This is a genomic window from Mesobacillus sp. (assembly GCF_047739415.1).
Taxonomy (GTDB): domain Bacteria; phylum Bacillota; class Bacilli; order Bacillales; family Cytobacillaceae; genus Mesobacillus.
Map to the genome: position 1 here is coordinate 1 of NZ_JBIQOE010000005.1, position 20,335 is coordinate 20,335.

Annotated in this window: 22 protein-coding genes and 2 rRNA genes; 1 reads left to right on the top strand and 23 read right to left on the bottom strand. The window is 42.5% G+C overall.

What is annotated here, in order from left to right:
- Positions 1–314: 314 nt before the first annotated feature.
- The 11 genes from ACH0QE_RS00170 to metG form a co-directional block, all read right to left on the bottom strand.
- Entirely contained in the window at positions 315–689 is a 375-nt protein-coding gene (locus ACH0QE_RS00170; protein WP_102264799.1) for a RidA family protein, read from the bottom strand.
- A 32-nt stretch (positions 690–721) separates the two neighbouring features.
- Positions 722–1,546 (bottom strand): pur operon repressor, encoded by an 825-nt coding sequence (gene purR / locus ACH0QE_RS00175; protein ID WP_415798746.1) that lies wholly within the window; start codon positions 1,544–1,546, stop codon positions 722–724.
- Positions 1,547–1,601: 55 nt separating this feature from the next.
- Positions 1,602–2,471 carry a 4-(cytidine 5'-diphospho)-2-C-methyl-D-erythritol kinase gene (ispE, locus tag ACH0QE_RS00180; protein WP_415798747.1) on the bottom strand — a complete coding sequence of 290 codons (870 nt, stop codon included), beginning with the start codon at positions 2,469–2,471 and terminating at the stop codon, positions 1,602–1,604.
- Positions 2,472–2,915: 444 nt separating this feature from the next.
- On the bottom strand, positions 2,916–3,095 hold the full coding sequence (locus ACH0QE_RS00185) for a small, acid-soluble spore protein, alpha/beta type (protein ID WP_041967995.1): 180 nt from the start codon (positions 3,093–3,095) through the stop codon (positions 2,916–2,918).
- Positions 3,096–3,251: 156 nt separating this feature from the next.
- Complete coding sequence (gene veg, locus ACH0QE_RS00190; protein ID WP_023613322.1) at positions 3,252–3,515, bottom strand: biofilm formation stimulator Veg; 264 nt, start codon at positions 3,513–3,515, stop codon at positions 3,252–3,254.
- A 197-nt stretch (positions 3,516–3,712) separates the two neighbouring features.
- Positions 3,713–4,591 carry a sporulation peptidase YabG gene (gene yabG / locus ACH0QE_RS00195; RefSeq protein WP_415798748.1) on the bottom strand — a complete coding sequence of 293 codons (879 nt, stop codon included), beginning with the start codon at positions 4,589–4,591 and terminating at the stop codon, positions 3,713–3,715.
- A 184-nt stretch (positions 4,592–4,775) separates the two neighbouring features.
- Positions 4,776–5,654, bottom strand: coding sequence for a 16S rRNA (adenine(1518)-N(6)/adenine(1519)-N(6))-dimethyltransferase RsmA (gene rsmA, locus ACH0QE_RS00200; protein WP_415798749.1), 879 nt, complete (start codon positions 5,652–5,654; stop codon positions 4,776–4,778).
- The gene (gene rnmV, locus ACH0QE_RS00205) at positions 5,647–6,207 is read right to left on the bottom strand and encodes a ribonuclease M5 (protein ID WP_415798750.1); all 561 of its coding nucleotides are present in this window, start codon (positions 6,205–6,207) and stop codon (positions 5,647–5,649) included. The genes rsmA and rnmV overlap by 8 nt, the downstream gene beginning before the upstream one ends.
- A gap of 271 nt (positions 6,208–6,478) precedes the next feature.
- Positions 6,479–7,663, bottom strand: coding sequence for a ubiquitin-like domain-containing protein (locus tag ACH0QE_RS00210; protein ID WP_415798760.1), 1,185 nt, complete (start codon positions 7,661–7,663; stop codon positions 6,479–6,481).
- Positions 7,664–7,900: 237 nt separating this feature from the next.
- Positions 7,901–8,668, bottom strand: a complete 768-nt coding sequence (locus ACH0QE_RS00215; protein WP_415798751.1) for a TatD family hydrolase — start codon at positions 8,666–8,668, stop codon at positions 7,901–7,903.
- Between the two features lie 296 nt (positions 8,669–8,964).
- Positions 8,965–10,917 carry a methionine--tRNA ligase gene (metG, locus tag ACH0QE_RS00220; RefSeq protein ID WP_415798752.1) on the bottom strand — a complete coding sequence of 651 codons (1,953 nt, stop codon included), beginning with the start codon at positions 10,915–10,917 and terminating at the stop codon, positions 8,965–8,967.
- A 718-nt stretch (positions 10,918–11,635) separates the two neighbouring features.
- Between metG and ACH0QE_RS00225 the strand changes: the two genes are divergently transcribed.
- The gene (locus ACH0QE_RS00225; protein WP_102264789.1) at positions 11,636–11,923 is read left to right on the top strand and encodes an AbrB/MazE/SpoVT family DNA-binding domain-containing protein; all 288 of its coding nucleotides are present in this window, start codon (positions 11,636–11,638) and stop codon (positions 11,921–11,923) included.
- 60 nt (positions 11,924–11,983) lie between these two features.
- On the opposite strand, the gene rsmI is transcribed toward ACH0QE_RS00225, so the two are convergent.
- The 12 genes from rsmI to ACH0QE_RS00285 form a co-directional block, all read right to left on the bottom strand.
- Positions 11,984–12,865 carry a 16S rRNA (cytidine(1402)-2'-O)-methyltransferase gene (gene rsmI / locus ACH0QE_RS00230; RefSeq protein ID WP_415798753.1) on the bottom strand — a complete coding sequence of 294 codons (882 nt, stop codon included), beginning with the start codon at positions 12,863–12,865 and terminating at the stop codon, positions 11,984–11,986.
- Between the two features lie 23 nt (positions 12,866–12,888).
- A complete protein-coding gene (locus tag ACH0QE_RS00235) occupies positions 12,889–13,632 on the bottom strand; it encodes a tRNA1(Val) (adenine(37)-N6)-methyltransferase (protein WP_415798754.1) in 744 nt (247 codons plus the stop codon).
- A 111-nt stretch (positions 13,633–13,743) separates the two neighbouring features.
- Positions 13,744–14,115, bottom strand: a complete 372-nt coding sequence (gene yabA / locus ACH0QE_RS00240; RefSeq protein ID WP_214903949.1) for a DNA replication initiation control protein YabA — start codon at positions 14,113–14,115, stop codon at positions 13,744–13,746.
- 13 nt (positions 14,116–14,128) lie between these two features.
- Positions 14,129–14,959 carry a PSP1 domain-containing protein gene (locus tag ACH0QE_RS00245; RefSeq protein WP_415798755.1) on the bottom strand — a complete coding sequence of 277 codons (831 nt, stop codon included), beginning with the start codon at positions 14,957–14,959 and terminating at the stop codon, positions 14,129–14,131.
- On the bottom strand, positions 14,952–15,959 hold the full coding sequence (gene holB, locus ACH0QE_RS00250) for a DNA polymerase III subunit delta' (protein WP_415798756.1): 1,008 nt from the start codon (positions 15,957–15,959) through the stop codon (positions 14,952–14,954). Before holB ends, ACH0QE_RS00245 begins: the two co-directional genes overlap by 8 nt.
- Before the next feature lie 13 nt (positions 15,960–15,972).
- Positions 15,973–16,413, bottom strand: coding sequence for a YaaR family protein (locus tag ACH0QE_RS00255; protein WP_415798757.1), 441 nt, complete (start codon positions 16,411–16,413; stop codon positions 15,973–15,975).
- A gap of 28 nt (positions 16,414–16,441) precedes the next feature.
- Positions 16,442–16,771 carry a cyclic-di-AMP receptor gene (locus ACH0QE_RS00260; protein WP_023613337.1) on the bottom strand — a complete coding sequence of 110 codons (330 nt, stop codon included), beginning with the start codon at positions 16,769–16,771 and terminating at the stop codon, positions 16,442–16,444.
- Between the two features lie 365 nt (positions 16,772–17,136).
- Positions 17,137–17,769: a dTMP kinase gene (gene tmk / locus ACH0QE_RS00265; protein WP_415798758.1), complete on the bottom strand. Its 633-nt coding sequence runs from the start codon at positions 17,767–17,769 to the stop codon at positions 17,137–17,139.
- A gap of 2 nt (positions 17,770–17,771) precedes the next feature.
- On the bottom strand, positions 17,772–19,202 hold the full coding sequence (locus ACH0QE_RS00270) for an aminotransferase class I/II-fold pyridoxal phosphate-dependent enzyme (RefSeq protein WP_415798759.1): 1,431 nt from the start codon (positions 19,200–19,202) through the stop codon (positions 17,772–17,774).
- 83 nt (positions 19,203–19,285) lie between these two features.
- Positions 19,286–19,489 (bottom strand): sigma factor G inhibitor Gin, encoded by a 204-nt coding sequence (locus ACH0QE_RS00275; RefSeq protein ID WP_102264775.1) that lies wholly within the window; start codon positions 19,487–19,489, stop codon positions 19,286–19,288.
- Positions 19,490–20,055: 566 nt separating this feature from the next.
- Positions 20,056–20,171, bottom strand: a 5S ribosomal RNA gene (gene rrf / locus ACH0QE_RS00280).
- 76 nt (positions 20,172–20,247) lie between these two features.
- Positions 20,248–20,335, bottom strand: a 23S ribosomal RNA gene (locus tag ACH0QE_RS00285); the annotation flags it as partial.

Here is a 20,335-nt window from a genome sequence, read left to right on the forward strand (position 1 = left end):
AATCTATATAGAAAAAGTTTTTGTATTATAAATGTTTATTTATCCCATCCTATTTTTACGGATGGGTCGGGTTGAGACCTCTTTGTTGTGCCCTAAACCGCGGTTCCCGCTTTTTTCGGGCGGAGAAACCTCTCTGCTGCGATCGAAATCCGCGGTTCCCGCTTTTTTCAGGTGGAGAATCCTCTTTGCTTCGACCTAAATCCGCGGTCCCTCTCTTTTCCGGGCGGAGAAACAGCCTTCTTTTGACCGTAATTTTGGGTTTGCTCCACTTCAAACACATTCTTAATCTCTTTTAAACATAAAAAAAACGCCCGTTATTTAACGAGCGCTACTACTTCGATTTCCACCAAGGCATCCTTTGGCAGTCTTGCCACTTCTACTGTTGAGCGAGCTGGCTTATGCACATTGAAATACTCTGCATATACTTCATTCAACTGAGCGAATTCATCCATATTTTTGATGAAGACAGTTGCTTTTACGACTGTTTCAAGGGATGCACCTGCAGCCTCTAGAACAGCTTTCAAGTTTTTGAATACCTGATGAGTCTGGGCTTGGATATCTCCTTCGACCATTACACCCTCTGGAGTCAAAGGAATCTGGCCAGAGCTGTAGAAAAGATTGTTCACAACCACACCTTGCGAATATGGACCGATTGCGGCGGGCGCGTTTGAAGTCTGTACAATATTCATATTGTCACCTCGTCTATTTGTTATATGAACAACTATTCTCTGCGAGCGAAGTAATTTCCTTCACTCACGGTAATATTTCGTTCTTTTACGTCTACATCTGAAAGGCGTACGAGTGAGAGATACTCATCAACAAGTCTTTCCTCGATGTTCTCCGATTCAACCAGTACCGCTATTCCCGCTAACTCTGCATTAAACTCTTCAAGCAAGTTGATCATGCCATTAACGGTACCGCCTGCTTTCATGAAGTCATCGACAATCAGAACCTTCGAACCTTCTGCAAGGCTTCGCTTTGATAGCACCATCGTCTGGATTCTTTTTGAAGAGCCTGAAACATAATTGATGCTCACCGTTGACCCTTCCGTCACTTTGCTATCCCTTCTGACAATCACGACAGGGACATTCAAGTTGCTTGCAACTGCATAAGCGATGGGAATCCCTTTCGTAGCCACGGTCATCACAACCTCGATATCCTTTTCAGCAAAAGCAGATGCGAGCAGCCTTCCGACTTCCTGCACAATTGCTGGATTTCCGAGGATATCATTCATGTAAAGGTAACCGCCTGGCAGCAATCGATTAGGACTTGCCATCACGGTACACAGTTCATCGATTACCTTCCTCGCTTTTTCTTCACTGACATGGACATGGAACTTGACTCCCCCGGCAGCGCCAGGCACAGTCTGAAGGACACCGATTCCCCGCTGTTCAAATGTTTCTTTGATGATTCCGAGATCTTCACTGATCGAGGACTTTGCTGAACCATATTTTTCAGCAAAATAGGTCAACGGTACCAATTGGCGCGGATGTTCCAGTAGATAGGTAGTCATATCGATCAAACGCTCGCTGCGTCGAAATTTCATTCAAGAACCTCCAAAATCCGAATATTTAAGGTTAATATACCACCATTATACGGATTTAATCAAGAGTGTGGCGTTCTCCAAGCATTCTCACTGCAAATACTTGGTCACAAAACCCTCGCAGGCCGTTATAAATGCGATGCATCCGTGAATCATGAGCCACAAGGCTAAATACCGTCGGGCCGCTTCCACTCATCAAGACAGCATCTGCGCCGAACCGCTTCATTTGGTCCTTAATCTGCGCTACCTCTGGATAAAGCGAAAGCGTCACATCCTCCAAAACATTTCCGACACTGTTGCAGACTCCATTGAAATCTCCATTTTCAATCGCGGATATCATTTGCTTTGTAGGCGGATGCTGAACTTTCTCTACATTAAGGCGGCGATATACTTCTGCGGTCGATACACCGATAAACGGCTTCGCCAAAACAATCCAGCATGTCGGCGGGGCCGGCAGTTCCTTGATAATTTCCCCTCTGCCTGTTGCAAGCGCTGTTCCTCCGTAAACACAGAAAGAAACGTCTGAGCCAATTTCAGCGCCGAGCACGGCAAGCTCGTCCAATGACAGACCAAGCTTCCATAGCTTATTCAAGCCTCTTAACGTTGCCGCAGCGTCACTGCTGCCGCCAGCAAGGCCTGCCGCCACCGGAATAGTCTTCTCAATACCAATGAGAACACCTTGCTTCACCTGGAACCTCTCCTTCAACAGATGCGCTGCCTGGTAAGCAAGGTTCCGCTGGTCATCAGGAACAAACCGATTATGGGAATGGATCACGATCCTGTCTTCTTCTAGTAAACTAAGTTCGATGCGATCAGCCAAATCAATCGTCGTCATGACCATTTCCACCTCATGGTAACCGTCCGGACGTTTGTGCAAAACATCAAGGGACAAATTGATTTTTGCTGGCGCCTTCACTAAAACCTTCACAACTTCCACCTACTTTAAACGAATTCCACATTTTGTCCTATTTTACCACAAAAAGAATAGAAAAGCGCAAGCGCCTTGGTCAGCACCGACAAGCGCTGGAGGGCCACACAGTGAAGTCGCTTTTTTGACTTCATTGAGTGGACCGAAGTGACCTTGAGGGTTAGGCGCTAAAGCAAGACAATTATCTAATTCAAACAATACACTTTGAGTAAAATAAGTAAGACTCCTCTGCAAGAAACATTCCTTTATTTTATCATTTGCGTAATGGCGAATACAGTAATTTCACAAAGAATTAGTATTGCAGGAGGATACATGGAAGTTGCTCTCGGTTTCTATCCATGCAAAAAGCCGGAGCAATAGCCCCGGCACCGCGATGGATCTGAATTTTATTGGCAACTGCGAAAAACAGCTTTGTGGCAGTTTACAAAGAAATTTTCATCTGGGTCAGCGGTTCTGGTTGGCAAGCTGCTGTTCAGCCAGCTCGATGGCTCGCTTAACCATGTTACCTGCGTCCTTGGCCTTGATTCCGCCCCATCCCTCATTCTGGACGACATCATAAAAGCCAAGCTCCTTCGCAAGCTCTTCCTTCAACCTTTCAGACATAATCCCTCTTCTTCTGCCCATTACTACCATCTCCTTTCACCACCACGGTTACCTTAGTATTTTTGAAAAAAGAGGTTTTCATGTGCTCCTTATTTATCCTTCAATTAAGGAAATTTAGGCAAAATAAAAAGCAGTTAACCCGAGAGTTGACTGCCTGTACTGCATTGAGCCAAAAAATTAGCTCAAAGCTATTGATCCTGTTGTATCTTCAAAGAAGGTAATTTCCACTGTTTCAGTTAAAACATCTGCGTAGCTGTACGAAACACGTTCAAAAGCATTTTCATCCTGGTCAAGCTCGATGACGAAAACAGAAGGATAAGTTTCCGCTAACACGCCAGAACGTTCAATCGTCTTTCTCCGTCCTCCGTTGGCCTTTAGCATGAGTCTTTTTCCTAAGTTTGAATCAAGCGCTTTTTTGATATCCGATAATGTTTTTGGCATTCGGTCCACCTCACTGTGTAAAGTATAACACGCTGACACTATTTAGTCAAACAAAAACATAAATTATAACAGTACTCAAATTTAAAAGTCAATATATTTCGGTCTTCTTTTTCTTCTAATTTTCAACAATTTTAGAGTAGCCTTTAATGCGGTAAAATATGTACGAAAAAACAAAAAAACGCCGGACCGTATTTTATTCAGTCCGACGAATTTTTATTATATGGCATTCCTGTCCTTAATACTCCCTTTGTTTCGATACCGCCTAGACCCTTATCTCCCGTCAAAGTGTTTCGAAGTACATCCCACACATTAATGCGTTCCATGAATGGTGTAAAGCTGATTTTAGCAACAATATAAACTGGGTCAAGAGCATGGATATTGACTCTTGAAGGGGAACTGGCAAAATTGGCTCCAGCATGGATCAACGATTCAAAATGAGATTGGCACGCTCCAGCAAATATGACCAGCTGATCCAGATGTGGAACCTTCTTTCTGGCCTCTCTTACTGTCTGCACAAAATGCTTAGAATGACGATATGCATTCAGGTCGTCCATCGTTCCCTTAGACTTGGAATAAGCATCATGTCCTGTAATGACCAATATATCAGGTCGATAATAATCAATTAGCGATCCGACTTTATCAGGCATTTCTTTTTCATTGCAATGGAATCCATAAACAGGGACTCCTACTTTCTCATATAGTGTCAGGCACTTTTTTAAATAATTAGGATCCCCATCAATATGGAGCACCTTCCCAGGCATCTGAAAGTAGTTATATGACTTGCTGTAACCCTCAGTGGCTTCATATTCCTGTTTTTGCTGCAATAAGTCTACATCCTGCCTGAATAGCTTATATGACTGTTCTTCAAGTGAACGGAATTCCTTTGTCAGCCTCATGCGCATATTCGGATCTATTTTAATTAAATCTTCATAGGGCGCATCCGCAATCAATCGGAAATCCTCACCGTATAATATCGCGATTTTTTTGCCATGTTTCTCTCTGATATCGATAACCCGGAACATAATATCGCATTGATGCGAAACCCTGCCGACGATATCCATGAGGTTAATATTCATAATCCTCACTCCAATTGCCCCGCACACAGGCTGCGCTAAGTGGTATTCTTACATAAAATATGCAGATACCCATAGACATGTGCTTTTTCAGGCATTTGGAGTCTGGGTGACTAAATGGATAGTACTATTTAATTCCTAGCTTTTTTTTACCGTAAAAATAAAAAAGCCCGGAAATCTCCGGACTTTAGTGAAAATATGGATACAGCTCATTGCTCAATTTAGCAAATTCTTCTATCGTTAGTGTTTCTCCCCTGCGGGACTCTTGGACTCCTGCCTGCTGGAGCGCAGCTTGTATACTTTCTTTCTTCTGCTTTCCATCAGGCAGCTGGCTTGTCAGGTTATTCAAAATTGTCTTCCTTCGCTGTGCAAAACTTGATCTGGTGACGCGGAAGAAGAAGTCTTCATCTTTCACCTTCACCGGTGGCTCATCATGCAATGTCAATCTGATGACGGCTGAATCCACGTTTGGCTGTGGCATGAACACCGTTTTAGGAACAATCATCACTGTTTCAGCCTTTGTGTAATACTGGACTGCAATTGACAGTGAACCATATTCCTTCGTTCCAGGCTTGGCAGAGATTCTATCGCCAACCTCCTTTTGAAGCATACAGACAATTCCTCTAATCGGCAGCCTTTCCTCAAGCAGCTTCATCAGGATCGGCGTTGTTACGTAATATGGCAGGTTGGCAACGACCATAACATCTTCTTGCTTATCAAATTCCTGCGTCATCACAGCTTGAACATCTGCTTTCAATACGTCACTATGGATGACTTTTACGTTTGAATAAGGGGATAGTGTATCCTCCAATATCGGCAGCAGGCGCTGGTCGATTTCAAATGCAACAACTTTTTCCGCTCTTTTAGCCAACTGCTCAGTCAAAGCTCCAATTCCAGGGCCGATTTCTATCGCACCGCTATGTTCGGTTAACTCCGCATGGTCGACGATGCGGTTCAGGATATTTGTATCGATCAAAAAGTTCTGTCCAAGGCTCTTTTTAAAAGAAAAGCCGTATTTATCAAGTATTTCTTTCGTTCTCATCGGGGTCGCAATATCTTTATGCATTTTGTTCCTCCTTAAGGATTTCTGCCAGTGCCGCTGCGAAATCCTGTCTTTTCACCTGAAACATCATCAGACGCTTATGCAGCTGTTTCCCATTTGTATAACCAATACGCAGCAGTCTGCCAAGCTTTTCACGCCTCTCCCTGGAACCAGGCCCACCAATCAGACCCGAAACAATCAAGTCCTCCTGGGTAATCTCCTCGACCCCCTCTGCGTCCATTACCTGTGCATCTTTCAGCGCTTCACGGATCACCTCGGGAGATGCATGTTCTACACCAAGGCCCCTCCCGGATTTAGGCTTGGCCAATTCCTTTGGTATAAAAGCATGCTTGCAACCTGCAACCTGCTCTGAAATGGTTTTGCGGATTTTTTCGCCTGGAAAGTCAGGATCGGTAAAAACAATGACTCCCCGTTTCTCATGAGCATTTCGAATCCGTTCAATCGTATCCGCATTAATCGCTGACCCATTCGTTTCAATTGTATCCGCGTCAACAGCACGCCTGATCGCCGTTGTATCATCCTTGCCCTCAACTACAATGATTTCTTTTATTTTCATGGTTCCTCCAAGCAATGAGCATTGTTGATTCATTAAAGAAAATCTAAAAAAAATTTAAAAAAACTTTTGAAATAAATGAAACATATTTGAAATATAATCGTCTATATAGGTGTAAAGTTTTTTTCCGATTATGCTTTCTCTCTAAACTTTCATATGTAGATTTGTTTCCAGCCAGCGCATAGACCTCGAGTCGCCTACGCTTTTCTTATTATACCTTAAACGTAAAATGAAAAAACAAAAATGCAGAGGAAGATTCCCCTGCATCCATGAATTAATTTAGGATTTTAATTTTGACTCTCTTTCGGCCCCAGCGGTATGCATCCGCTTTTGATGCGAAAAAGACATCGATCTTATTCCCTTTGATAGCTGATCCTTTATCGGCAGCTATTGCATAGCCATATCCTTCAACATATACTTTTGTTCCTAAAGGAATAACTCTTGGATCTACTGCAATGACCTTGATATTAGGGTTTGCTCTCAGGTTGATACCAGTAGCCGTGTAGCCGGAGCAGCCGTTACAGTTAGCAGTGTACGCTGTGGAAGAAACATAGAATTCCTTTCCTGCCGGTTCACTTGAGCCACGGGATACTTGAGCTACGATGACCTTCGTTCCCATTGCCACGACTTTATCCTGTTTTTCTTTCAATTTCTTTTCACTGACCAGTTTTCTTGATACTTCTTTGCCGTTTTCAAGAATTACTTCATACTCCTTGGAAAGCAAGCCTTCCTGGCCTTCTGTTACGACTTTTTGTTTCCCTTTTTCCAGTTTGCTGTCATTTTTCGTAATGACTGCATAGCTAATTGGTTCTTCCACTACATCGGTGACTTTTTCAACTCGAATGACATTAATCACGGCATCTTTAGTGACGTTCTGCTTTAATGCAGGCTCAACACGGTCCATTTCGTTCAGTGTGATTCCTTGCTGTGATAAAAAGTCAGCGACCGTAGTCGAAGTCGACCAAACATCTTGCTCTTTTCCGCCTACTACAAGCTTGAGCGGGAAAGCTCTTTGAATGGCAATCTTCATATCTTGCTTTAATTTAGCGTCTGGGTTTTGGTTTAACTTGTCGTGTTCCTTTATAGCGATATTCTGTTCTTTCAGGAATTCCTCTACAGTATCGGCTGCTGTCCAATACGTTTTCTTTTCCTGATCTTGTATTAACTCTACCTGTCTTGCCGGCTTCCACACGATTGATAGGTTGTTTTTAACCTCCGTGTTTGCCGCCAGCGATAAATAATCCTCTGAGCGCAATGAGATATTGAGATCATTAAATATATCTTGGATAGTATTAGCGTGTGTTTTAATGACTCTTTCTTCGCCATCCAGTGTCAATGCGACTGTCTTTTTGGTCCCTTCATACATGAAGAACCCAAGAGCAGCGGCAAAAACTACGAAACTAGCAGAAAAAATCACCAGTTTCTTCTTACTCAAAGTCTTGGAAAACAGGTTTTTCATACTATTAATCACGATGAAAAACGCCTCCTCTTCTCGGAGTGATTATAAAGATATTGTTGCCGACTTGTCAACCCAGACACCCTTGCCAAGCGTAGTCCCTATTATGCAAGATGCTCCATAAAAAGAAAAGCAAGAGTTATCGACACGGTTATCCTATGTCGCAAGTGAGACATGTAGAACTTTTTAGAAACATAAAAAGTTTGGACAACCTTGTTGAAAAATCGACAACATTCTTTATCACTTTATGCCGAATAATTTTTTTGCATTTCTGGCTGTTTCTTCTGCCACTTCCTCAAGAGTTAACCCTTTCAGTTCTGCAATTTGTTGTGCTACCAATTTTACATATGCTGGTTCATTTCTTTTTCCGCGATATGGATGCGGAGTCAGGTATGGGCAGTCTGTTTCGACCAAAAGACGGTCTAATGGGATTGCCTCTGCCACTTCCTTCGGTTTTTTAGCATTTTTAAAAGTAACAGGCCCGCCAAGCGAAATTAAGAAATCCATTTCAATGCATTCAAGTGCTGTTTCCACGCTGCCGCTGAAACAGTGCATGATCCCGCCTACTTCCCCGGCATTCTCTTCCTTTAAAATCTCTACTATGTCTGCTGTTGCATCACGATTATGTATGATAATAGGAAGCTGCACTTCTTTTGCCAGTCTGATTTGTTTGCGGAAGACCTCTTTCTGGATTTCCTTCGGTGACTTGTCCCAGTAGTAATCAAGACCCATTTCCCCAAGTGCCACAACCTTCGGATGGCTTGCCAATTCTTTCAGCCAGTCCAAATGCTCCTGGGTCATACCGATTGCATCGACTGGATGCCAACCTACACTCGCATAAAGAAAGTCATAGCTTTCGGCGAGCTCTAGTGCTTTTTTTATCGTTATTTCATCGAAACCGACAACCACCATATTCGTAACACCTTCAGCAATTGCACGGTCAATGACCTCCTGTAGATCTTCGTTGAATTGTTCTGCGTTTAAGTGCACGTGTGTATCAAAAAGCATGTCAAAACTCCTTTGCAGCATTGCCCTGCAGTTTCATTCTAATCATACCTGACAAAAGGTTGAATAGGATGACTGCGATGTTCTTATTATTGTGATAAAGATGTGTCGATATCATAACTTTTTTTCAATGTAAAGGTCAAATCTTTGCAACTGTTTTCATAAAAACCCGACAATCGTCGGGAGTGGTTGCTAACTAACTCTCTTTACTATCATAAATCACTCTATTAAAAAAATTGCCTTTTTAACACAAAAAACCTGAAAATGTTACACATGAAACATTTTCAGGTTTAAATAGATTATTTGACTTTCGCACCTACTGACAGTGAATCATCTACGGTCGCCAATGACATGACACCGTCTTTTTCCCCTGCCAGGATCATTCCCTCGGAAAGCTCCCCGCGGAGTTTGACCGGCTTGAGGTTCGTCACGCAAATCACCTTTTTGCCGACGAGGTCTTCCGGTTTGTAGTACTTCGCGATGCCAGAAACAACCTGGCGCTTTTCATAGCCAAGATCCAATTGAAGCTTCAGAAGCTTATCAGCCTTCTTGACTGGTTCTGCATGGATGACTTTCGCTACACGCAGTTCAACCTTCATGAAGTCATCAATTGTGATTTCATCCTGAATTTCAGGCTTTTCTTCCTCCACAAGTGTCGCCGGAGCAGATCCCTGCATTTTCTCCTTGATGAATTCAACTTCTTCCTTCAATTCAAGGCGCGGGAAGATTGGCTCTCCTTGAACAACTTTTGTACCAGCAGGAATCTGGCCGAATTCCTCTAAGCTTTCCCATGTCTGAAGTCCTTCGGATCCCACATTCAGCTGTGCAAAGATTTTATCAGGAGTTCTTGTCAGGAATGGCTTCAATAGAACGGCCACTCTTCTCAATGATTCAGCAAGGTGAACCATTACATCGGCCAGGGCTGCTTTCTTTTCTTCATCCTTCGCAAGCACCCAAGGCTGTGTTTCATCGATGAATTTATTGCAGCGGCTGATCAATTGCCATACGGAAGTAAGCGCCACGGAAAATTCCATCTTCTCCATTGCCTCTTCGTACTTTCGGACGGTCTCTTTATTCATTTCAAGCAGTTGCTTTTCATATTCCGCTTCAGAGCCATTGTACGCTGGAATTTTACCGTCGAAATACTTATTGATCATTGCTACCGTTCTGTTCAACAGGTTTCCAAGGTCATTCGCAAGGTCAAAGTTGATCCTTTCGACAAATCCTTCAGGAGTGAATACACCATCAGAACCAAATGGAACTTCACGGAGCAGGTAGTAACGAAGCGCATCAAGACCATATCGGTCAATCAGTGTAACCGGGTCGACAACATTCCCCTTGGATTTCGACATTTTTCCGTCCTTCATCAAAAGCCAGCCATGGGCGAAAACTTTTTTAGGGAGTGGAAGGTCAAGAGCCATCAACATGATTGGCCAATAAATTGTATGGAAGCGGACGATTTCCTTGCCGACAAGATGGACATCCGCAGGCCAGTAATTCAAGTACTTGGAATCATCGTCGGTTCCGTAGCCAAGAGCCGTGATATAGTTCGACAATGCATCGATCCATACATAAATGACATGCTTCGGGTCACCAGGGACCTTGACCCCCCAATCAAACGTTGTACGGGATACAGCCAAGTCCTCAAGACCAGGCTTAATGAAGTTATTAATCATTTCATTTTTACGAGATTCCGGCTGAATGAAGTCGGGGTTTTCTTCATAATATTTCAGCAGCCTGTCTGCGTATTTGCTCATTTTGAAGAAGTACGACTCTTCCTTAACCTTTTCGACAGGACGGCCGCAATCCGGGCAGTTGCCATCTTCAAGCTGTCTGTCTGTGTAGAAGGATTCGCATGGAGTGCAGTACCAGCCTTCATATTGGTCAAGATAGATATCTCCCTGCTCAAGAAGCTGAGCGAAAATTTTCTCGACAATCTGTTTGTGGCGGTCCTGAGTCGTACGGATAAAATCATTGTAGGAAATATCCAGCTTGCCCCAAAGCTCCTGGATGCCTTCTACGATTTCATCTACATATTGCTGCGGAGTGATGCTCTTCGCCTCAGCATTTCGCTGGATTTTTTGACCGTGCTCATCCGTGCCTGTCAAGTACATGACATCATAGCCGCGCAGTCTCTTATAGCGTGCCATTGCATCACCAGCTACTGTCGTATAAGCATGGCCAATATGTAAATTGCCGCTCGGATAATAAATCGGGGTTGTAAGATAAAAGGTTTTCAGTTTCTCTTCCATGAAGATCCTCCTTAACTAAAACTGCTAGTTCATTCTAATAGTAGTTATTATACCAGCTAATGCCCTAGGATTCATAACACTTTAATGTAAAACAAAGGCGCATTGATAGTCGTTTTACACATTCTTTTATTCAGTTCATCCAAAGGCAAAGAAAAAAGAGGGATTTTTTTAAAAAATTCTCCACTACGGACATTCTCCCTATAAAGTTTACGTATTTTGTCAGTAGAGAATTTGATTTGCTTATATTCCTAACATCTTTATCAAAAAAGCCCCGCCTTATTTTTTGGCAGGAGCTTAATAACCGATTTTCAAAGTAAAAGATTGATAATCTGCATAATAAAATCATAACCAAATCCATAAAGAGAATATACCTGTTTACAAAATTATGTACATGCCATCAAGAGTTTGTCGAAATTGTGACATTTTGTCGAATGATATTGTAGAATTTTGTCGAATCGCGCACCAATTACTATTCTCCTATAATATTTTTCTTGTATTCTTAAGTCGATAAAACTGTACCACTCCTTACCCTCTCTTGTCTTCCCTATTCAAAACCCTTGGTATGAAAAGGTTTCCTCATTATGTTAAAATTTGTTAACAGAAGAAAAATAAAATAATTGACGGTTATTGGAATCGCTGGTATTATAAAACCAATAAGAGAAAAATGTCGAAAAATGACGAACTTAATATAAGGGAAAATGAGAGGAGATAGTTTATTATGAAATCTACTGGTATCGTACGTAAAGTTGATGAGCTTGGCCGTGTGGTAATTCCAATCGAACTTAGAAGGACTCTTGGCATCGCAGAAAAGGATGCTTTGGAAATTTATGTTGATGATGATCGCATCATCCTTAAGAAGTACAAGCCAAACATGACTTGCCACATCACTGGTGAAGTTTCTGACAACAACATCACATTGGCAGGCGGCAAGCTGATCCTTAGCCGTGAGGGTGCTGAACAGCTTCTTCAAGAAATCCAGGGAAGCTTCGAACCTGTAAAAGCATAAATCTAATACTCAAGGCCGTGGACAAATCCACGGCCTTTTTTTATATGTGTTATTTATGCACTATTCTTTAATATGATACGCCTGGTATACCTCTCGCTTTTGCATGCCTCTATCTTTTGCTGTTTGCTTAATTGCATCCTTAGAGTTCATTTGTCCATTAGAAATATAATGTTCTACATGCTCTTCCAGGCTTAATTTCTCCCACCATTGGTCCTCTTCCTCGGCAATGGCATCAGGAGAAGCTCCTTCGATGATCAATACAAATTCCCCGCGGACTTCTTCTGCCTCTGCCCATGCCATTGCCTCAGAAATCGTTCCTCTTAGGAACTCCTCATATTTCTTCGTCAGTTCACGGCAAAGGACGATTTTCCGGTCGCCAAGACCATCAAGCATCAGCGATAGCGTTTCCTTCAAACGATGAGGAGACTCATAAAGGACGATTGTTGCAGTTTGCTTCGCTAGCAGCTCAAGTTCCTTCTTCTTATCCTTTTTTCCCCTCTGGAGGAATCCATAATAATAGAATGGCTGAGGAAGAATGCCAGAAGCAATCAAAGCTGTCAAGGCAGCATTCGCCCCTGGAAGCGGTACGACAGTCAATCCTGCGGCGATTGCTTCGGCCACCAATTCTGTACCCGGATCAGAAATGGTTGGCATTCCGGCATCGCTGACAAGCGCGACCTTTGCTCCCTCCTTGATCTTTTCAATCAATTTATAACCGCTGCTTTCCTTATTATGTTCATGATAGCTTGTAACGGGCGTTTCAATTTCAAAATAGTTACATAGCTTTTTCGTGTTCCTTGTATCCTCCGCCGCAATCCAATCGGCTTCTTTCATGATCCTGATCGCCCTGAATGTCATGTCCTCAAGGTTCCCGATAGGAGTTGGCACAAGATAAAGAATCCCTTTTTCATGCTCCCGTTCAAAGCTTTTCTGCTGTTGCATGTATATCACCCGTTTCTATGCGCTTATTTGCTTCCATATAACATCTCTTTTATAACTGGGGTATACTCATTATTTTCATCATATACCGTCAATGGCTCGAGAATTTTAAGGTCAGGGCTTCCATCCTTAATCGCCTCTACCAAAAGCATATTCGCTTCTTTCCCGGCTTTTGGATAAACAAACTGGATTCGCTTAGGCTCAAGACGGTATTTTCTCATGATTTCGATGATATCGATCAACCTGCCTGGACGGTGGACAAACGCAACCTTCCCACCCTGTTTTACAAGCTGGCTCGATGATCTAATCGCATCCTCAAGTGTGCAAAGTATCTCATGGCGCGCAATCGCCAAATGTTCATTCACATTTATTTCTTCCTTCGAAGGTGTAGGAAAATAAGGAGGATTGCATGTCACGACATCATATTTCTCGTAGCCAAGCTCTTTGGGCGCATCCTTTAGGTCACCATGAATCATATGTAAACGATCCTCAAGATTATTATAATCAATACTTCGGACTGCCATATCGTACAACCGTTCCTGAATCTCTACCCCCGTGATACTTCCCTTTGTCCTAGCGCTTAAAAATAATGGAATCACACCATTGCCGCTGCAAAGGTCGACAATCTTGCCTTTTTGGATTGGCACCCAGACAAACCTCGCAAGCAGGACAGCATCCAGCGAAAATGAAAATACATTCGGACTCTGGATAATCCTTAACTCCTCCGCCAATAAATAATCCAATCGTTCATCTTCCCGTAAATTAACCATTGTAGTTATTTCCTCCATACACATATGTTCAATGCCTGGGCAGCTTCGATCAATGACCCTTTGGCTTTAATATTATAAAAATAGCCTTCCCTAATTAAGGAAGGCTGCCAATTATTTTTTATTAAGAAAGGATAGACAGAACAGACAATCCTCTTTGCGGGGGCTTCCAAAGTGCAGATTGCAGATATGGAATCCTTCCTGATATAGACGGGCAAGATTGTCGTAGCCTTCACCGATGTCGACTACATTTTTATCGCCCTGAGCCTGATTGCTGTTTTCCTTACCGCTTTTCTTAATGGTTGGATCTTTTTTACCAATAGTTTGATCCAGACGGCGTCTTATATGCTCATTTTCCAGCTTTAATGCATTATTCTCTTCCAGAACCTCTGCTAAATGCTGTTTTAACTCACCAAGCTGACGGTATAAATCACCAATCTGCGATTCCATATTACTTACTGAGTCAAAGATATCTTTTTTATCCACCTGTTCCACCCCATTAATCTGTGGATGATTGCAACGATACAGCTCCTGCTTCCTGTATTTCTTCAAGTGTATATTCCAGCACACGTTCCTGGCCAGGTATATCGACTTTCATGACTCGTTCCAGGATGTTAAGCCCGACTACCCTTCCAGGTCCATCAGGTGTAACAATCGTTTCACCCAGGTCAGGCAGTTGCTCTTTAGCTGTTTCATATTCGTCGTTCTCATATTTCAAACAGCACATGAGCCTGCCGCATAGACCGGAAATCTTCGTCGGGTTAAGGGAGAGGTTTTGATCCTTGGCCATCTTGATTGAAACTGGATCAAAGTCCCCGAGGAACGTTGAACAGCAAAGCATTCTGCCGCATGGTCCTATTCCGCCTAGCATTTTCGCTTCATCCCTTACGCCAATCTGGCGCAGTTCAATCCTTGTCCGGAAAATCGAGGCCAAGTCCTTGACCAATTCCCGGAAATCGACGCGGCCGTCAGCCGTGAAGTAGAAAATGACTTTATTGCGGTCAAATGTATATTCAACATCAACAAGCTTCATATCAAGCTGATGTTCATTCACTTTATCACTGCAAACGTCGTACGCTTCCTTTGCAGCCGTTTTGTTCTCCTCGACAATGAGACGATCCTTCTGATCTGCAATTCTGACTACCTTTTTCAGAGGCAGGACTACATCCTTTTCGCCGACCTGTTTACGGGGAGTTACCACTCTGCCGTACTCAACGCCCCTTACAGTTTCGACAATGACGAATTCGTCCTTTTGAATTGAGAGATCGCCGGGATCAAAATAATAAATCTTCCCCGCTTTCTTGAAGCGGACACCTACTACATCATACAAGTGTAGATCCCTCCTGCAATTTTAACACCAGCTCCTCCATGAGCAGCTGGGGATTCATATTGGCATGCAGCTTCCTCTTCGCCTCCAGAATGGCTGCCATTTGTTCGGTAAGACGCCGTCCGGATGTCTGTAATGCAAACTGTTCTAAACGTGAGCTTTCGTTTAGATAAACAACCTGGTCTTTCTTGCCAAGCTGAATGTATAATAAATCCTTAAAAATAAGAAGTAATAAATCCAAACCACGATCAATTTGTTCTTTCTCTTTGAAGTGCATAAACCAGTTCTCTTGAAGCGCGACCATAGCTTCAAGGGAATTCTTCTTCAGCACTTCATATAATTTTAACACTATTTTTTGTGCTTGTGCAAACCAATCATCATTACTTATCTCTAAAGCTTCTTCCAAATTATTGGTTAGTTGTGCCAACAAGGGTGCCATTTGCGGTTGTATCCCATTGGCAATCAATTGTTCTGCCATATTTTTAGGAGATAACGGGGTGAAATTGATCAACTGGCATCTCGATAAAATCGTCGGCAGCATTTGCTGGGCCTGCTCGGTGATCAATACAGCAACAGTTCCCGCATGCGGTTCCTCAAGGAATTTCAGCAGACTGTTCGCCGCATTTGTCGTCATCCGATCGGCATGTACAATCGTGTAAAGTTTATTCTTTGACTCTACACCTGTTTTTGAAAACTCTTCCTGCAGCTGCTGGATTTGTCCTTTCTTGATCGACAGGCCATCCGGCTCGACAAGGTGGATATCCGGATGGTTGCCATGGTTGATCCTTTTGCAGTTCAAGCAGCTTTCACAAGGCTTATAGCCATCAACCGGAGCATGGCAATTGATGCTCTTGGCAAGAAGAATACTAATCTCCTTTTTGCCAGTGCCCCTCATTCCTTCAAATAAATACGCATGGGCTATTCGATTTTTCAGGATGCTGTTTTTAATCATTTTCAAAACATTCGGCTGAAGTTTCTCCAGCTCGTCCCACGTCTTTGCCAATGCGATCACTCACTTACGTATATAAATTGATCAACAAGCCTTTGATTTCCCCAATTTTACCGAGAATATCAATCTGTTCATCTTTATTATCCATTAACTCTTCTGTCAACTCCACGAGCTTTTCATCAATTGTTTCTACAAGCTTCAGCGACCTGCCCTCGCCATATTGGTTCCAACTATGCGAGTGCTTTAGCTCCATTCCAAAGTTGACGGTTTCTTTTACGAATTGCTTAACTAGTGTCTTGAACTTGGCCAGGTCCTTGAACGTTCTCGACCTCGCAAGTCTTTCACCGGCAGATTCGACTTCCTTCATTAATTGCTGCAGCTGTCCAAGCTGCATTTTATGTTCCTGTTTCTGCACAAGTTCATTGAACTTGATTCCGCCCCCAGGCTGTTGTTTTTGATCCTGGCGAACTTTATCTATGTTAAGGCGCATATCCTGATTAATTTTCATCTCTTGCTAAACCTCCGGGTACTTCCCGTTAAAATTGATGAAACTGCTCAACAGGCAATACGAATACAGTCGCCCCGCCAACTTCTACTTCAACCGGGTAAGGGACATATGAATCCGCATTCCCTCCCATCGGCGAAACAGGTGCCACAAGCTGGTCACGAGATTTACAGTTATCCCTGATGACCTCCAAAGCCTTTTCTACCCTGATGTCTTCAGTTCCTATGATAAAAGTGGTGTTTCCTGACTTCAGGAATCCTCCAGTACTAGCCATCTTTGTTGCACGAAAATTATGATCTACTAATGCATTGGACAGACGGTTGCTATCCTGGTCCTGGACTACAGCTAAAATTAACTTCATTCATTATCCCCCTAGGCTTTATTATAGACTTGCTGCTTCAAAACCAAAGGTGCAGATTGGTTCAAACGCAACTATCTTATCGAAAAAGTGTTTTTTCATTCCGTTACATTTGTATGTTTATTATAACAGGATTCATGTGACAAGACATGATATAAACATAAAATACCATTGCCTTCCAGATAAAATTCACTTATCTGTATAACGAGTGGTTTTATTCGCAAATTCCAGTGCTTTATTCGCAAAAATAACCTTTTATTCGCAAACTTACGGGGTTTATTCGCAAAAAACATCCTCTTATTCGCAAACTGGAAAAATTACCAATTAAAAACAAGCCTGATCGAAACCCAGGCTTGTTGTTCTGCATATTAGCTATTCAATAACTCTTTAATTTTAGCTTCAGCTTGTTTGTAAACTGCTGCTAATTCCTTTGAAGCATCGATTTGGGCAATCCTGTCCGGGAATCTCTCGGCGATAATCATATAGCCTTCCCTCACCTTTTGGTGGAATTCGAGCTTCTCCATGTCCAGACGATTGACTTCGCGTCCCTTGTTTTTATTGATCCTTTCCAGCCCAATCTCTGGTGCGACATCAAAGTATAGAGTCATTGCTGGCATCATATTTTCTATCGCAAATTCGTTGATTGAGTAGACCTCATCAATACCCAGACCACGAGCATGTCCCTGGTAGGCAAGCGAACTATCAACAAACCGATCACACAAGACGACTTTCCCTGCGTTTAGAGCAGGCTTTACCTTTTCGGCAAGATGCTGCCTTCTCGCCGCTGCGTATAAAAGTGCTTCCGTACGCGGATCCATTGCCGTATTTTCCGGATCAAGGATGACTTTCCTGATTTGTTCGGCAATATCGATGCCGCCAGGCTCACGTGTGGCCACCACGGCGTATCCTTCCTTTTCGAGATTTTCAGCAAGCATCTGAAGGATTGTTGTCTTTCCAGAACCATCCGGACCTTCTATCGTAATAAATATTCCCTTTTCCAATTTTAAAGCCCCCAACTCTTAAACACTTTTATTTTACCAGCATGCAAATATTCTCCGCCCTGGATTTTCGCTTCTTTAACTCTCAAAAATGAGATTGTTTCTATATCATCTTCTGTCACAACTTCCCCCGGGAGACAAAGCGGAATGCCCGGTGGATACGGAATGATTTGCTCAGCACAGACCCTCCCAGCAGAACTCTGCAACGAGACATATTCTGTCTGCAGAAGATCCATTTCATTATAACTGACCTTTAAAGTTGAAATACTTTTATGAACGACCTTTGAGTCAGGTTTATTTTTTCCGTCAGGCATAGTACTTACAACCTTAGCAATCTTTTCAGCTGCTTCTTGCAAGTGATGCTTCATGCCATGCTTCATTAAAGGAAGGACAAGCAGCACATTATAAGGGTCTGCGAGTTCCGTATATATCCCTCCTGATTCAAGCCTGGATTGCAGCTCGAAACCAGACCAGGCACCCTTTGACTGGATGGTTAATTTTAGCGGGTCGTCATGCTGCAATATACGGATCGTCCCTAGCGTCTGCAGCTTTTTTTTGAATGCCTCAATCTCCTCTTTCAAATACAAAATATCTTCCTTGCTATAAGTACCCAAATAAAGGCGCGCCAAATCAAGGGAAGCCATCAGTGGATAAGAGGGGCTGCTGGACTGCAGAGCCTGCAAATAGAACTTCAGCTTACTAAGTGACACACGTTTCGTCTGATAATGAAGGAAGGCTCCCATTGTCATCGCTGGCAATGTCTTATGGGCAGACTGTACGACAATATCGGCCCCGAGTTCAACGGCAGAAGCCGGAAAATAATCCCCTGCGATAAAATGGACACCATGAGCCTCATCCACCAAAACAATAAGGCCATGCTCATGAGCCAAATCTATAATGCTTTTAAGATCATATGTCAGTCCGTAATAATTAGGGTAGGTTAGGATAAGGGCCTTTGCATTTGGATATTGACTGATTGCTGATTTAACTTCTTCCATACATAACCCGGCAGCTACTCCGTATTCTCCGTTATATCCAGGACTAATGAATACAGGTTTAGCTTTTGCGAGTCTTATAGCATTCATGATGGATTTATGCGAATTGCGCTGGACAAGCACCAGATCATCCTCATTAACCGCAGCCATGATCATCGCAAGATTCCCGACAGTTGATCCATTTATTAAAAAAAAGCTTTTATCCGTTTTATATAAATCCCTAAGCAATTCTTCAGCTTCAAAAATAACTCCCTCTGGTGAATGAAGGTCATCCAATCCCGTTATTTCTGTTGCATCGATTTTTAAAATTTGATTAAAGAAGGCTTGTCCCTCTTCGGGAAAAAAAGCACCATTTTTGTGCCCTGGTACATGAAACGATAGAGGGCTTCCGTTTATATGATTAACCAATTTAGAGTACAAGGGTGTTTTGGATTGATCCATAGTCTCACCTATATAAATAAATTCACACCTATCTATTCTAACACTGTTTTTTAGCAAAAAAAATAAAAGCCCAAAATGAGCTTTTAACTGTAAATGCCAGGTTTCGTTACTTTCCTTAGCTTTTCTACGTAATATTTATATTTAGGATCACTCGTATCTGTCTTGATCATGATGCTCTCACAGTCTGTGCATATAAAAGAAGTATACAGGTGTATGCCAGCACTTTTTGTCTGTTCGCAAATCACACACGTTTCCCCAATTTGATTTTTAGCTAAAAGCGAACCCAAATTCTCCACCTCCGTACACCTATTGTTGCCAGGAGCGTTTTTTTGTATACAATTTTCCGAATAATATTTCAGGAAGTTTAGTTGTTTTATATTTTATGATTGACATTCGGTTTCCTTGTATGTCTTATAACAATTTAGGTTGGTTTATTATTTAATTGAGCTGTCGCTAGGTGAAAACAGGGGAGTGTTCTTATGTTTTTTCATATTATGGAAGCTTGAGGATGTTAATTGAAGCTCCAGGACGACATTTTTGTGAAATTTTATGATAAATATTCACCGTTTGAAAATGATTTGCACGTGTAAAGTGCCCAGAGAGAGGTTCATCAGGATCAATTATATGTTTTATTGGCGATTTTTCAATTTTATCGACCACATTTTTAAATTTATCGGCGGATTTGCCAATATATCGACCATATTCATGAATATATCGACCACTTTTGCAAAGATATCGACCAGCATAAAAAAGAGGCACAATTGGTGCCGGTAACTAAGTTTTGTTTGATGGTTAATGATTATACTTTTTAAAAGTAAAAAAAGAACAGCCATTACAGCTGTTCTTTCATTGTGCCCGGCGGCGTCCTACTCTCACAGGGGGAAACCCCCAACTACCATCGGCGCTGAGAAGCTTAACTTCCGTGTTCGGTATGGGAACGGGTGTGACCTTCTCGCCATCGCCACCAGACTATTTGGTTTGAGGATTTGCGCCCTCAAAACTAGATAATGTTGTAAGAAGAATAAGAAGAAACGAGTAATCTATTTTGGTTAAGTCCTCGAACGATTAGTATCAGTCAGCTCCACACGTCACCGCGCTTCCACCTCTGACCTATCAACCTGATCATCTTTCAG